The sequence below is a fragment of the Chryseobacterium amylolyticum genome (assembly GCF_051011775.1).
GTDB lineage: Bacteria > Bacteroidota > Bacteroidia > Flavobacteriales > Weeksellaceae > Chryseobacterium.
Genome location: NZ_JBPCHX010000002.1, coordinates 174,432 through 189,475 on the forward strand (window position 1 = coordinate 174,432; position 15,044 = coordinate 189,475).

Annotated in this window: 15 protein-coding genes and 1 tRNA gene; all 16 read left to right on the forward strand. The window is 38.2% G+C overall.

Annotation, left to right across the window (positions count from 1 at the left end; all coding sequences use genetic code 11):
- Positions 1 to 178: 178 nt before the first annotated feature.
- On the forward strand, positions 179 to 1,420 hold the full coding sequence (locus ACR1PO_RS05965; protein WP_332385713.1) for a TolC family protein: 1,242 nt from the start codon (positions 179 to 181) through the stop codon (positions 1,418 to 1,420).
- A 3-nt stretch (positions 1,421 to 1,423) separates the two neighbouring features.
- Positions 1,424 to 2,509 (forward strand): efflux RND transporter periplasmic adaptor subunit, encoded by a 1,086-nt coding sequence (locus tag ACR1PO_RS05970; protein WP_433986166.1) that lies wholly within the window; start codon positions 1,424 to 1,426, stop codon positions 2,507 to 2,509.
- Positions 2,510 to 2,576: 67 nt separating this feature from the next.
- Positions 2,577 to 5,675, forward strand: coding sequence for an efflux RND transporter permease subunit (locus tag ACR1PO_RS05975; RefSeq protein WP_433986167.1), 3,099 nt, complete (start codon positions 2,577 to 2,579; stop codon positions 5,673 to 5,675).
- A 253-nt stretch (positions 5,676 to 5,928) separates the two neighbouring features.
- A complete protein-coding gene (gene tuf, locus ACR1PO_RS05980) occupies positions 5,929 to 7,116 on the forward strand; it encodes an elongation factor Tu (protein WP_002976407.1) in 1,188 nt (395 codons plus the stop codon).
- Positions 7,117 to 7,171: 55 nt separating this feature from the next.
- A tRNA-Trp gene (locus ACR1PO_RS05985) sits at positions 7,172 to 7,242 on the forward strand.
- A gap of 12 nt (positions 7,243 to 7,254) precedes the next feature.
- Positions 7,255 to 7,461 carry a preprotein translocase subunit SecE gene (gene secE / locus ACR1PO_RS05990; protein WP_002976410.1) on the forward strand — a complete coding sequence of 69 codons (207 nt, stop codon included), beginning with the start codon at positions 7,255 to 7,257 and terminating at the stop codon, positions 7,459 to 7,461.
- Positions 7,462 to 7,481: 20 nt separating this feature from the next.
- Positions 7,482 to 8,024, forward strand: coding sequence for a transcription termination/antitermination protein NusG (gene nusG / locus ACR1PO_RS05995; protein WP_002976412.1), 543 nt, complete (start codon positions 7,482 to 7,484; stop codon positions 8,022 to 8,024).
- A 606-nt stretch (positions 8,025 to 8,630) separates the two neighbouring features.
- Complete coding sequence (locus ACR1PO_RS06000) at positions 8,631 to 9,251, forward strand: hypothetical protein (protein WP_332385716.1); 621 nt, start codon at positions 8,631 to 8,633, stop codon at positions 9,249 to 9,251.
- 11 nt (positions 9,252 to 9,262) lie between these two features.
- The gene (locus ACR1PO_RS06005) at positions 9,263 to 9,910 is read left to right on the forward strand and encodes a hypothetical protein (RefSeq protein WP_433986168.1); all 648 of its coding nucleotides are present in this window, start codon (positions 9,263 to 9,265) and stop codon (positions 9,908 to 9,910) included.
- Between the two features lie 6 nt (positions 9,911 to 9,916).
- Positions 9,917 to 10,585 carry a hypothetical protein gene (locus tag ACR1PO_RS06010; protein ID WP_332385718.1) on the forward strand — a complete coding sequence of 223 codons (669 nt, stop codon included), beginning with the start codon at positions 9,917 to 9,919 and terminating at the stop codon, positions 10,583 to 10,585.
- A 281-nt stretch (positions 10,586 to 10,866) separates the two neighbouring features.
- On the forward strand, positions 10,867 to 11,310 hold the full coding sequence (rplK, locus tag ACR1PO_RS06015; protein WP_047435399.1) for a 50S ribosomal protein L11: 444 nt from the start codon (positions 10,867 to 10,869) through the stop codon (positions 11,308 to 11,310).
- Positions 11,311 to 11,321: 11 nt separating this feature from the next.
- Entirely contained in the window at positions 11,322 to 12,014 is a 693-nt protein-coding gene (gene rplA, locus ACR1PO_RS06020) for a 50S ribosomal protein L1 (RefSeq protein WP_027375532.1), read from the forward strand.
- Positions 12,015 to 12,031: 17 nt separating this feature from the next.
- On the forward strand, positions 12,032 to 12,616 hold the full coding sequence (gene rplJ, locus ACR1PO_RS06025; RefSeq protein ID WP_332385719.1) for a 50S ribosomal protein L10: 585 nt from the start codon (positions 12,032 to 12,034) through the stop codon (positions 12,614 to 12,616).
- Positions 12,617 to 12,662: 46 nt separating this feature from the next.
- The gene (gene rplL, locus ACR1PO_RS06030) at positions 12,663 to 13,031 is read left to right on the forward strand and encodes a 50S ribosomal protein L7/L12 (protein WP_332385720.1); all 369 of its coding nucleotides are present in this window, start codon (positions 12,663 to 12,665) and stop codon (positions 13,029 to 13,031) included.
- A 268-nt stretch (positions 13,032 to 13,299) separates the two neighbouring features.
- On the forward strand, positions 13,300 to 13,770 hold the full coding sequence (locus ACR1PO_RS06035) for a hypothetical protein (protein WP_332385721.1): 471 nt from the start codon (positions 13,300 to 13,302) through the stop codon (positions 13,768 to 13,770).
- 127 nt (positions 13,771 to 13,897) lie between these two features.
- Positions 13,898 to 15,031: a phage tail-like protein gene (locus ACR1PO_RS06040; protein ID WP_433986169.1), complete on the forward strand. Its 1,134-nt coding sequence runs from the start codon at positions 13,898 to 13,900 to the stop codon at positions 15,029 to 15,031.
- Positions 15,032 to 15,044 lie beyond the last annotated feature (13 nt).

Here is a 15,044-nt window from a genome sequence, read left to right on the forward strand (position 1 = left end):
TTAAACTCCGGATTAAATTTTTAATAAAAATATCAACGTTCCGGGAAAAAAGATTTCTTTTTTATCCGTTAAGCTTTCATAAAACAGCCTGTTTAAGGCTATTTTAATATTTTTTTAAGCGTCATTTAAGTTTCTTTTAATCGCATCAAAGCAATTTTGTAATTTAAAAAGAAAAATAATGAACAGAATTGCAGTGCTGTGCCTTGCCGTTTCCTCATTCATGGCGGCACAACAGCAGATGTCTCTTTTGGAATGCGAAGAAGCTTTTCAGAAGAACAACCTCCAGCTGCTCGCCGAACAATATAACATCAATATGGCTGATGCGGATATTCTGCAGGCTAAAATCTGGGAATTACCTCAGTTAAGCGGGCAGTTCAATGCCTATAATCCTCAGGATAAAAAGTTTTTTGATGTCGGACACTCAAAAGGAGCAGGAGTTACACAATTGATTTATATGGGTGGTAAAAAGAAAAATGAAATCGCTTTTGCCAAATCCAATAAAGAACTGGCGCAGCTTCAGTTTTCCCAACTGCTTGCCGACCTGAGAGCCCAACTCCGTTCTGCTTATTTTAATCTTTACTACGAAAAGCTAAAACTTGAAAATACCAACAGGCAGTTAGGGTATATGAATGAGCTTTTAAATGCTTATCGTGTACAGTCAGCAAAAGGAAACGTTTCCCTCAAAGATGCTGTAAGGCTGCAGAGTATTGTAATCCAGCTGAATCATGATAAACTGGAGATTAATAAAAATATTCTGGATTTTGAACAGAATTTAAAAGTTTTAACGGGGGTTTCAGAGGATATAGAACCGACAATGTCTGAGGCAGAAGCTAAAGAAGCCTTGGCTGCACAGCCTTTTGGTGATGAAGAAGAGCTTAAAAGTAAAGCCCTCGAGAATAATGCCGATTACCGGTATAATCTGAAACTTATTGATAACAGTAAGCTGTATGCGCAGTGGCAGAAATCTTTGAATGTACCGGATGTCACAGTAGGTGCTGCATGGGATCAGGCGGGAGGAACCTTTAATAATGAAGCGAATCTGACTTTTGGAATTCCATTGCCTTTATGGAAAGCGAACCAGGGTAATGTGGAAAAAGCTAATTATGCTGTTCAGCAGAATCAGAAAAATGCTGATTTTCAGAAACTCACTCTTGAAACCAAAGTACAGTCTGCCTATAAGACCTGGAAAGCTCAGTATGACCAGCTTCAGGATGTGAAAACTACAGATCTGCAGAATATGGAGCTTGTCTACAACGGAATGCTGAACAATTTCAGAAAAGGAAATGTGAATCTGATTGAGTTCACAGATTTTATGGACAGCTACAGGGAAACAGCCCTTCAGATTTATGATATGAAAAATGAGATCATGCAGTCCGCAGAACAGCTTAATCAACTAGTACAAACGAAAATCTTCTATTAAATCATGAAAACATATATTATTCCCGTATTGATGGTCCTTTCGTTAGCGGCCTGTTCAAAAAAAGAAGAAGAGAAAACCAGTCATGCCAAAAAAGGATTTGAACTGAGCAACACCATGTTGAATTCTATTTCCTTAGCCAAAGTAGAAAAAAAGAATATAGAAGATGAATACAGCTTTTACGGTAAAATCTCTGCAGACAAAAACAGTTATATAGACGTATACCCATTGGTAGGAGGGAACGTGATGAGTGTCAATGTGGAGCTGGGAGACTATGTGAAGAAAGGACAGGTACTGGCAACCATCAGGAGTACTGAGCTTGCAGAAATCCAGAAAGATGTAAGTGATGCGAAAACCGATCTGGTAGTGGCAAAAAATAACCTTCGTGTTGCCAAAGAACTCTACGAAGGAAAACTGAATACCGAAAGAGATGTTCTGGAAGCCAAAAGCCAGCTGCAAAAAGCCGAAGATCAATTGCAGAGAGCAACAGCAGTGAGTACGGTTTATAATGTGAAAACCGGAAATATATACAGCGTAGTAGCACCTATCAGTGGCTATATTGTCCAGAAAAGTATCAATAAAGATATGCAGCTGAGAAGTGATAGGAGCGATAATATTTTTGACGTTGCCAACACCACCAATGTATGGGCCATTATGAATGTCAATGAGTCTGACATTGATAAGATCAGCCTTGGAATGAAAGCCCAGGTTTCTACCCTTTCTTATCCGGATAAAGTTTTTGATGGTAAAATTGATAAAATATTCAGGATTATTGATCCGCAGACCAATGCTATGCAGGCAAGGGTAGTCCTGGATAATGCCAACGGACTTCTGATTCCGGACAGTAAAGCAACGATAAAAGTTTCCAGCCTGGAAAGTAATACAACCTTAACGGTTCCTTCCAAAGCCGTAATCTTTGATGACAATAAAAGCTTTGTTGTGATTTTTAAATCCAGAACGGATGTGAAGATCAGAGAAATCAAAGTATTGAAACAGGTAGGTGATGTCACTTATGTTTCCGACGGACTGAAAGAAGGAGAAGAAGTAATTACCAACAACCAGCTGCTGATATACCGCTCGCTGAACAGCTAATCTTATGAAACCCTTAAGAATGCTACATTTTTTTTAACGGCTTTTTTAGGTCATCAATGTATCTGTCATGAATAAATTCATAAAAAATATAATTGCTTTTTCATTAAAAAATAAAGCGTTTACCTTTATCTGGGTAGCCATTTTGGCCATCTCCGGATTTATAAGTTTCAAAAATATGCCTATTGAAGCTTTTCCGGATGTAACCAATACCCAGATCGTAATCATTACCCAATGGAATGGGCGCAGTGCAGAAGAAGTAGAACGCTTTGTCACCACACCCATCGAATTGGCGATGAGCCCGGTTCAGAAGAAAACAAGTGTGAGAAGTACCACCATGTTCGGACTTTCTATTGTTAAAATTCTGTTTGACGACGGGGTGGATGATACTTTTGCCAGAAATCAGGTCAATAACCAGTTAAGAACCATTAGCCTTCCTGATGAGGTAGATCCCGAAGTACAGCCACCCTACGGGCCAACCGGGGAGATTTTCCGATATACGCTGGAAAGTAAAACAAAAGATTCCCGGGCGTTGCTCACCCTGCAGAATTGGGTGATAGACCGTGCTTTAAGAGGAGTACCCGGTGTTGCTGATATCAATGTCTTCGGCGGACAGGATAAAGTTTTTGAGCTGAGCATTGACCCCAGAGCATTGGATAAATATAATCTGACTCCGCTTCAGGTATATGATGCCGTTACCAAGAGTAACCTGAATGTAGGCGGTGATGTTATTGAAAAGAACGGGCAGGCTTATGTGGTAAGAGGAATCGGTTTGGTAAAATCAGTTGCGGACATTGGCAATATCACTATCCAGAATGACAGTGGAAACCCTGTGCTGGTAAAAAATGTAGCAGATGTTCATGAAAGCTCTATGCCAAGGGTAGGACAGGCTGCACTGAATCATCATGATGATACGGTGGAAGGAATTGTTGTGATGAGAAAAGGAGAGAATCCCAGAGAAGTCCTGGTAGGAGTAAAAGCTAAAATCAAAGAGCTTAACGAAAAAATCCTTCCCAAAGATGTTAAAATGGTCACTTTCTATGACCGCGACAATTTGATGGACTTTACCACCCATACCGTAATGCATAACCTTATTGAAGGAATTGTACTGGTAACGGTAATTGTTTTAATTTTTATGGCCGACTGGAGAACAACACTTATTGTTTCCATCATCATCCCTTTATCTCTGTTGTTTGCATTTTTATGCTTAAAACTGGCTGGTATGAGTGCAAACCTCCTTTCGTTAGGAGCAGTAGATTTCGGGATTATTATAGACGGAGCCGTCGTCATGGTGGAAGGTCTCTTTGTGATGCTCGATCATAAAGCACACCGGTACGGAACCGAGAAATTCAATAAACTGGCAAAAGGAGGCTGGATCAAGCAGACCGGTACCGGATTGGGAAAAGCCATCTTCTTTTCAAAATTAATCATCATTACCTCTCTGATTCCTATTTTCTCATTCCAGAAAGTGGAAGGGAAAATGTTCTCTCCGCTGGCATTCACACTTGGGTTTGCATTAATGGGAGCACTGATATTTACTTTAACTCTGGTTCCTGTTCTTTCCCATATCCTTTTGAATAAAAATGTGAAGGAAAAAAATAATCCCTTTGTTAACTTCTGGGACAGAATCGTTTTGAAAGGCTTTAATTTCACATTTAAACATAAAAAAATCAGTATGATCGTAGCGGTCTCCTTCCTGGCAGTTACCCTGTTTTCCGGAAAATTCCTTGGAACAGAATTCTTACCTCAGTTGAATGAAGGCTCACTCTGGATCACTGCTGAAATGCCGATGAGCTCCTCACTGAAAGAATCTCTGAAAACGGCAGACCTTCTAAAAAAAGACATTATGAGCTTCTCTGAGGTAACGGATGTGCTTGCCCAGACCGGAAGAAGTAACGATGGAACGGATCCCAACGGATTCGGATTTGTACAGTTCGCAGTGAATCTCAAACCAAGAGAAGAATGGAAGCGTAAAATTACTTACGATGAGCTGATTAATGAAATTGACAAAAAACTCAGAAGCTATCAGGGAATTACCTTCAATTATTCCCAGCCTATTTCAGATAACGTGGCAGAAGCAGTGGCAGGCTTTAAAGCAGAAAACGGAATTAAAATCTATGGTGATAACCTGGAAACACTGGATAAACTGGCCCATGAAGTTTTATTGAAAATCAAAGATGTGGACGGCGTAAAAGATCCCGGGATTATTAAAAATATCGGCCAGCCGGAAGTAAGTGTTGTTTTGGACAGAGATAAAATGGCAGCTTACGGAGTAATGCCGGCAGACGCACAGGCTGTGCTGGAAATGGCTTTTGGTGGTAAAACTGCTTCGGAAATGTTTGACGGTGAAAGAAAATTTCCGATCCGCCTCCGGTATTCGCAGGAATACAGAACCAATGAAAATGACATTGCTGCTTTGATGGTTCCTACCCAGGATGGAGCAAAGATCCCTTTAAAGGAAATAAGTACGATTGTTAAAGATAACGGAGCTGCATTTATTTACAGGGATAATATCAAACGTTATATTGGGGTTAAGTTCTCAATCCGCGACAGGGACCTGGGAAGTACCATTGCTGATGCCCAGAAAAAAGTAGCAGCAATTGAGCTGCCGGATGGCTATTCCGTAGGATGGACCGGTCAGTTTGAAAATCAGCAGCGCGCCTCTCACAGGCTCGCCCAGGTGGTGCCGGTGAGTATTCTTATGATCTTCTTCCTGCTGTTTATCCTGTTTGGAAATATGAAGGACTCTCTTCTGGTATTGGCCAATGTGCCTTTTGCTTTAATAGGGGGAATTATCGCCTTGCATGTTACGGGAATCAATTTTGGAATCTCTGCCGGAGTAGGAATGATTGCTCTTTTGGGAATCTGTATCCAGAACGGAGTCATTCTTATCACAGAATTCCACCAGAATGTTAAAAATGGCCTTGATATAGATACTGCTATTTTAAATGGAGTGAAATCCAGAACAAGACCGGTGATTATGACCGCGCTTATGGCTTCTATCGGGCTTATGCCGGCGGCATTGTCTACAGGGATCGGTTCAGAATCCCAGAAACCCCTGGCCATTGTTATTATTGGAGGATTAATTACAGCAACCGTGCTTACCCTGCTTATTTTCCCAATTATTTTCTGGATTTTCAACAGAACCAAAAAACTCAGCCAAATCTGATCTTATCTTTCATTTATATTAATTGAGCCTGGAATATTCTGTATTTCAGGCTTTTTGGTAAAAGGTTTCAGAAAGTTTTTTTCAATCCGGAAAAATGTGTAAATTTGCAGTCTCAATACGTTAAAATATAAGGTTTGTCCTTCACTGGATGAGAATATTGAAAGTTTTTTTAATAAAAAGTTTTTGGTATTTAAAAATTCATTATATTTGCACACCGAAAATTTGAAAAACAATAAATAAATAATTTTAAATCATGGCAAAGGAAACGTTTAATCGTAACAAACCACACTTGAACATTGGTACTATTGGTCACGTTGACCATGGTAAAACTACACTTACTGCAGCTATCAGTAGTGTATTAGCTAACAAAGGTCTTGCTGAGAAAAAAGACTTCTCTGCTATTGACTCTGCTCCAGAAGAAAAAGAAAGAGGTATCACTATTAATACAGCTCACATCGAGTACGAAACTGAAAACAGACACTATGCACACGTTGACTGTCCAGGTCACGCTGACTACGTTAAGAACATGGTAACTGGTGCTGCTCAGATGGATGGAGCAATCTTAGTATGTGCTGCAACTGATGGACCAATGCCTCAAACTAGAGAGCACATCCTACTTTGCCGTCAGGTAAACGTACCAAGAATCGTTGTTTTCATGAACAAAGTTGATATGGTGGATGATGCTGAGCTTTTAGAGCTTGTTGAACTTGAACTTAGAGATTTATTATCTACTTACGAATATGACGGAGATAACTCTCCAGTAATCCAGGGATCTGCTCTTGGTGCTCTTAACGGAGACGAGAAGTGGGTTAAAACTGTAGAAGAATTAATGGATGCTGTTGATACTTGGATCGAGCAGCCGGTAAGAGATCAGGATAAGCCATTCTTGATGCCAATCGAAGACGTATTCTCTATTACAGGTAGAGGTACTGTAGCAACTGGTAGAATCGAGTCTGGTGTTATCAACACTGGTGATCCGGTTGATATCGTTGGTATGGGTGATGAAAAATTAACTTCTACAATTACAGGGGTTGAGATGTTCAGAAAAATCCTAGACAGAGGTGAAGCTGGTGATAACGTAGGTCTATTGTTGAGAGGTATTGAAAAAACTGACATCAAGAGAGGTATGGTTATCGCTAAGAAAGATTCTGTTAAACCACACAAAAAATTCAAAGCTGAGGTTTATATCCTTTCTAAAGAAGAAGGTGGACGTCACACTCCATTCCACAACAAATACCGTCCTCAGTTCTACGTAAGAACTACTGACGTTACAGGTGAAATCTTCTTACCAGAAGGTGTAGAAATGGTAATGCCTGGTGATAACTTAACGATCACTGTAGAATTGTTACAACCAATCGCTCTTAACGAGGGTCTTAGATTCGCGATCAGAGAAGGAGGTAGAACAGTTGGTGCTGGTCAGGTTACTGAAATCTTAGATTAATATCTTAAAATATAAAAGCTTCCGTAAGGAATCTCTTTACGGAAGCTTTTTAACTACGGGCATCGTCCAATGGTAGGATACCGGTCTCCAAAACCGTTGATCAGGGTTCGAATCCTTGTGCCCGTGCAAATATAAATTATGAGTTCATTTGTCGATTTTTTAAAAGGTTCTTATAACGAATTCAGACATAAAGTTGAATGGCCAAAATGGGCTGACCTTCAGTCTTCTACAATTGTAGTGACTATTGCGACAGTGATTCTGGCTTTATTTACCTTTGGAGTTGATGAATTGTTTTCAAAAGCAATCAGCAACATAATAGGAATGTTAATCAACTTGTTTAATTAACAAAAAAGTATTTTCCCATAATGAGCGAATTGAAATGGTATGTGCTGAAAGCTATCAGCGGACAGGAAAATAAAGTGAAAAACTATATTGAGACAGAAATCAAACGTCTAGGGTTTGAGCAGTATGTTACTCAAGTGGTTATTCCTATGGAAAAGGTGATCCAGATTAGAAACGGTAAAAAAGTTCCTAAAGAAAGACCTTACTATCCTGGCTACTTAATGATCGAAGCTGATCTGATGGGAGAAATTCCTCACGTTATCAAGAATATCCCTGGAGTTATTTCTTTCTTAAGCTTAACAAAAGGAGGTGATCCTGTTCCAATGAGAAAATCAGAGGTTAACAGAATGCTTGGAAGAATGGATGAACTTTCTGAATTTGCAAGTGATGTTGAAATCCCTTACGTAGTAGGTGAAAACGTTAAAGTAATCGATGGACCTTTCAACGGATTCAATGGTACAGTGGAGAAAATTCTTGAAGACAAAAAGAAAATTGAAGTTTCTGTATTGATCTTCGGTAGAAAAACTCCAATGGAACTAAGCTACATGCAAGTAGAAAAAGTATAATATTATTTTATAAAATATAAAAAAGACTGCTATTAAGCGGTCTTTTTTCATTGATGGCTTTCTGGCATTTCTGCAAAATTCAGTTAAGTTTAAGCGTTACGAGATCTGCACACTTAAAAGTCATATGAGGTTACCAGTCTTGGCTTCCTGAAAATAGAATACAGCAAATGGAATCCTTTGCTTAAATATTCTGATCTCTACAGCTTTTAAGATTGAACTCACAATTCTATTAACTCATAATAAAATATAGGTATTTAATTTCCATAATTTCTCCCTATTGTTAGAGTTTTTTTAAGTTTATTAAGATTATTTTAACAATGTTTTAAATTCAGAAATCTGTTAGCTCCTTGTAAAGAACCGTTTGCCTTAATAGTTTAATCACTGTTAGGTGATCATATTTGTTTTTTCAGCGGAGAACGTTTTCAGATTGTTTAGTTTAATTTCGGATGGCATGTTTCTTGCAGCCAAGGTGTTAACTAATCCATTAATTTTATATTTTTTATTTCATACACTGATTACAGTTGTAGTGAAATTTCATGTTTTTAAGCAAGAAATATAAAAAATGGGCTGGTTAAAAACACAAGTCTTATATAAACACATAACCCAATGACAAAAATTATTTCGATGATCACTTTGGTGAGTGCATCTGTGCTCACGAGTGCGCAGGTTGGTATCAATACTGCGACACCGGAAAAGGAACTTACCGTAAACGGTACGATGAAGACATCAGGAATTGTTTTCAAGCAGCCTATGGAAAAACTGAAAGCGGATGAGAACTACACTTTCATTATCAAATCTCCGGCTCCTGAAAACAAAATTACAGCGTACAATGATTCTTTTGTACCTAATTCACCGGCTCCCATTAACCTTATTCAGTTCAAGATTACGTGTGATCCTGCAGACAAGGATTGGGTGAATCAGTTTGATACAAAAATCAATTCTAAAAAATTTCTGGTGGTCATTTCTTCTTTTGGTTTTACACAGCCTACAAGAACGTTTTCTGCCAACTGGCTTACTCCCGTACCTCAGATTTTTGCCTATTCATCGGGAGGGACATGGAAGCTTAAGGCAGACTATCATGGATTCTCGCCGGATTCATCACTTCCTACAGGGGTTTGGACACTGAATCTGTTGGTATTTGACAGATCATATGCCAAGGATTTCAATTCTACCCAAAACCTTAATGCTTCAGGAACTGGTGCTGCAGCAGCACCATTAATTCAATAAAAACATAAATTATGAAAAAAATTATTGCGGTACTCTTTATGGGTTTTGCTGCATTAAGCATACGTGCCCAAGTAGGAATCAATACAACAACACCGAAAGGAACTCTTGATGTGGAAGGGGAAACACTGGTAGAGTCCTATTTAATAGATACGGAAAATACGAAGGCGGCAGGAAACTACCTTCTTCTTACCCGTTCAAAAGACAGTTCACCGGTAGGTAAAGTTAAGCTGCTGGATATATCGCTTCGTAATGTAGCGCCTGTAAATATGTATAATCTGGTATTGAAAAATGTGAGACAGGATGAAGTAGTGAATCTCAATACAGGATTGGATGCAAGTAAATATGTTGTGGCTATTACAGGTGCTGTTTTTACAGAAGCGGTTTCTGCAGCAAATATGACGACAAATCCAAAATCGTATGGATCTTATTCCACAGAAATTACTCAGGTAACCAGTGGAGGCAAAAGCTACCATGCCATTAATTTAGCTTTTAAAGGAGCCGGAACTGTTTCATCTCAAAACGGTACGTGGACGTTTACTTTAAATGTTTTTGAAAAATCATTAGTTAAAGACTGGGGAACTTTCAACGGTTCTGTTTCAGCATCAGCTTCGCCTGGCTACTCAGGAGTTTCCACCAACACACCTTTAGGACTTCAATAAAAAGTTATGAAAAGAAAAATTTATATCACAATAATCATGTGCCTGGGACTGTTTATGAATGCCCAGCAGGGGAAGGTAGGAATAAATACAGCCAATCCTACAGAAACACTTGATGTTAATGGTAAAACATATACCAATACTTTATATCTGAGAAATCCGGGTGAACCTACCATGTCTGGAGGGAGTTTTCTGGCAACTTCAGAAAATGCCTTGCAGCTGTATGACCCGGCTTTGGAAAGCAGTGGACTGTTTAATTACCTTAAACTTACCCTTACCGGAGTGCCAGGTACAGGAATTGAAGATTATGACACAAAGATAGATGCCAACAATTTTCTTGTTGTACTTCATAATTATTCATTCAAGCTGAATGACGGAACTACCAGTGTAATGCTTGATTATGGAGACAACGGTATTAATGATAACAAACAGGGATCCCCTAATGTTGTTGCATTCAAAAGTAACGGCACATGGCATATCAGAGCAAAGTTTACAGACAGCAGAATTATTGCGATGAATGCTTCCACTCCCTCAAGAACTTACAACAACTTTACTGTTGATCTGTATCTGATGGCATATAAAAGATTAATTGAAAAACAAAACATCAACGATATCAATGCTGATCTGGGAGGAAATGACGGTTCTACCCAAACCATTACCAAACCTTCTGGCTTTTAACAGATTTTCTCTGTCAGAATATATGAAACGGCTATTTAAAAAGTAAATAGCCGTTTTTATTTTTGTTGCTCGGATAATTTTAAAATACTTAAGAATTTATTCCCACAGGATAACAAGTATTTTATAAAACTTTTTAAAAATCAGTAATTTCCATTTGCTATTTCAAAAATATTTTATACTTTTGCAGTCCAAAAAGTAGGTTTGTCATAGGTGAGTACGATAACCTGCTGAATAATAAATGCTTCCAAACTCATTAATTATTCAAATTTAAAAAACAAACAATGGCTAAGAAAGTCTTTAAAATGGTAAAGCTTCAGGTGAAAGGTGGCGCAGCTAACCCTTCTCCACCAGTAGGTCCAGCATTGGGTTCTGCAGGTGTGAACATCATGGAGTTTTGTAAGCAATTTAACGGAAGAACCCAAGATAAGCCAGGGCAAGTTTTACCTGTAGTAATTACAGTATACGAAGACAAATCTTTTGAATTCGTTATTAAAACTCCACCTGCAGCAATCCAGCTAATGGATGCAGCTAAGATCAAGGGAGGTTCTGGTGAACCAAACAGAAACAAAGTAGGTTCTGTAACTTGGGAACAAGTAAAGAAAATCGCTGAAGATAAAATGGCGGATCTTAACTGTTTTACAATGGACTCTGCTCTTTCTATGGTTGCAGGTACTGCCAGATCTATGGGATTAAGAGTAACAGGAACTAAACCAACTAACGCTTAAAACTTAAAGAAATGGCAAAATTAACTAAAAAGCAAAAGGAAGCTTTAAGCAAAGTAGAAAAAGGAAGAATCTATAACCTTGAAGAAGGTTCAGCTCTTGTAAAAGAAGTGAACACTACAAAGTTTGATGCTTCAGTAGATATCGCTGTAAGATTAGGTGTAGACCCTAGAAAAGCAAACCAAATGGTAAGAGGTGTTGTATCTCTTCCTCACGGAACTGGTAAAGATGTTAAAGTATTAGCTCTTGTAACTCCGGATAAAGAAGCAGAAGCTAAAGCTGCTGGTGCTGACTATGTAGGTCTTGACGAATATTTACAAAAAATCAAAGAAGGTTGGACAGATGTTGACGTTATCGTTACTATGCCAGCTGTAATGGGTAAATTAGGTCCATTAGGTAGAGTATTAGGTCCAAGAGGTTTAATGCCAAACCCTAAATCAGGAACTGTAACAATGGAAATTGGTAAAGCAGTAGCTGAAGTAAAAGCAGGTAAAATTGATTTCAAAGTAGATAAGTATGGTATCATCCATGCTGGTATTGGTAAAGTATCTTTCGATGCTGCTAAGATCAAGGAAAATGCTCAGGAGTTAATCCAGACATTGATCAAAATGAAGCCAACTGCTGCTAAAGGAACTTATGTGAAGAGCATTTATTTATCTTCTACAATGAGCCCGGGTATTGCAATTGATACTAAATCTGTTAACTAATATTTAATCCTAAAACAATGACAAAAGACCAAAAAGTTGTAGCAATACAAGAGATCAAAGATTTGCTTCAGGATGCAAAAGTAGTATACGTAGCAGATTTAGAAGGTTTGAACGCTGGTAAATCTTCAGATTTCAGAAGACAGGCTTTCAAACAAAATATCAAAGTAAAAGTTGTAAAAAATACACTTTTACAAAAAGCAATGGAGCAGATTGAAGGAGTAGATTACTCTGAAATGTTCCCATCTTTCAAAGGAAACTCAGCGTTAATGATTGCTGATACAGCAAACGCTCCTGCGAAACTGATCCAAGGATTCAGAAAGAAAGAAGAAAAGCCGGCTTTGAAGTCTGCTTTCGTTCAGGAAACTTTCTACGTTGGTGACAATAACCTAGACATGTTGGCTAACATCAAGTCTAGAGAAGAAATGATCGGTGAAATCATCGGATTACTTCAGTCTCCAATCCAGAGAGTTGTTTCTGCTCTTCAAAACAAACCTGAAACTGTAGAAGCTAAAGCTGAAGAAGCTGCTCCTGCGGTAGAAGAAACTCCTGCTGAAGCTCCAGAAGCTGCTGCAGAAAGCACTGAAGAAACTAGTGCTGAATAATTACACTCAAAAAATTAAATAAATAATCAACAAAAACATTACAACAATGTCAGATTTAAAAAATTTAGCTGAAACGCTAGTAAACCTAACTGTAAAAGACGTAAACGAATTAGCTGCTATCCTTAAGGATGAGTACGGAATTGAGCCAGCTGCTGCTGCTGTAGTTGTTGCTGCAGGTGGTGCAGGTGATGCTGCTGAAGAAAAGACTGAATTCGACGTAATTCTTAAGTCTGCAGGTGCTTCTAAATTAGCTATCGTTAAATTAGTAAAAGATTTAACAGGTGCTGGTCTTAAAGAAGCTAAAGATATCGTAGACGGTGCTCCAGCTCCAATCAAAACTGGTGTATCTAAAGACGAAGCTGAAGCTCTTAAGAAGCAATTAGAAGAAGCTGGTGCTGAAGTAGAATTGAAATAATTTCAATTTTATTATAAATATAGAAGCCCGGGCATATTGCCCGGGCTTTTTTGTTGTAAACTATTGTAAATCTGTATTTTAATTTGTAATTGTATTTAAATATTATTAATTCCTGTTTTGCTATATTTTGTTATGATTGAATATTTTATAAAAAATAATGGGTTATTTTATTGTTTGTGTATATATTGTTTATTTTGTGTAAATTTTTATTAATAAAAATAATTATTGTTTGAAAAAATAGTATATTTGTATCGAAAAACACATATACTTGGATAGAAATTATTTTCTTTCTTATAGTCATAAGATAGCACTTCTGCTGCTGCTGGTGGCTGTGGGAAAACTAAATGCGAAGTTTATACCTGTAACGATGAGTAAAAATGTATTACCTTATTGTGCAGATATACAGACTCAACGGTGCCTGGCTGGTACTTCGGTTCGTCATTGGGCAGATGGCTCGGTTTTGCATCAATCTGCTGATCAGAATTCGGCCAATTCATTATACATTGGCTCACAGCATAATTTCTCTAACGATATTTATATCAGGATTTTATTTCTTAAAGATATAAGGACTGTTGTCAATAACTATAACCTGATATATTCATATCTTTTCCACAAAGGAAATACTTTTTTCACCTTTAAAAAGGCTGCAAAGTTTCATATCAATTCCGTTAAACTTATAGACGGGTTTAAATTTATTATTAAAATTCCTGATAAGCTGGTCTCCACGCTTAAGCACTAATTCTGTAACAAATTTTTAGCGTTTTCATCATAAGAATAGTCATGATTTCATTTATTATCAGATGAAAACACCTGAGAATTTTACTTCCTGAAAAAACACATACATAAAAACATAAATATCATTTGAAATGAAAAACAAATTATTCACATTAGCGCTTTTATCTGCTGGTTTATCAATTAACGCACAGCTAGGGATTAATACATCTTTGCCGCAAGCTACTTTTGATATAGTAGGATCACCTTCCAATACAAGTAAACTTGACGGACTGATTGCTCCCAGGATTACGGGTACAGAATTAAAAGCCAAAAATTATACTGCAGCTCAAACCGGCGCAATAGTATATGTTACTGCAGCAGAAAGCGCACCTACCGGACAGACAGCAGAAGTACTTGCATCAGGTTATTATTATTTTGACGGTACAAAATGGTTAAGTCTAGGCGGAAGCTGGCGTACAGTTGGGAATTCCGGAACAACAGCTGCATCGGCTGCTTTAGGAACCAATATTGGGACCGGAAACTATCTGGGAACAAATGATGGTCAGAATCTGGTTTTGGCCACTCAGAAGAATGTAAAAGGCATATTAGATATTAACGGAACATTGCAGGGAGGAAATGCCAATTCTGCAACTGGTCCTTACGCATCGTTTACATGGGGCTCCAATAATATACTTACTAACAGTTCATCTTCGAATATTGCATTAGGAAAGGATAATACGGTTTCTGCACAGGGAAACTTTCCTGCTGTAGCTATCGGACTGGGAAACACGGCCAGTAATGGAGCTAAAGTAATTGGAAATACCAATACTGCTACAGGACCTAATAATTTAGTTTTTGGGAACCTGAATACGGTAACAGGACTTACCGGGCTTACAGTAGGTAATAATCATAACAACAGTGGAGGAATAGCTATCGGAAGCGGAAATACAACCTCTTTAAATAATATTGCTGTAGGTTCTGCCAATACAGCTACCGGTACAGAGGCTTTTGCAATAGGGTTCTCAGGTCAGGCAGCTGCAGGGCAGATGGTTTATGCCAATAAACAGCATGTTTTCTTCAACAAAAGTAACGGGACAGATACCATTTTAGGTATCAATATGATCCCTACTGCTGCTACTTCTACGGGGGCTGCTATTCAGATAAAAGGGATTGCATCCGGTGCCAATGCAGCCTGTTCAGCGGCTGAAGAAGGGGCAATCCGGTATAATACTACATCAAAAGTACATGAAGGCTGTAACGGGACTAACTGGAAAGCTCTTTATTAATTAAAAAAACACA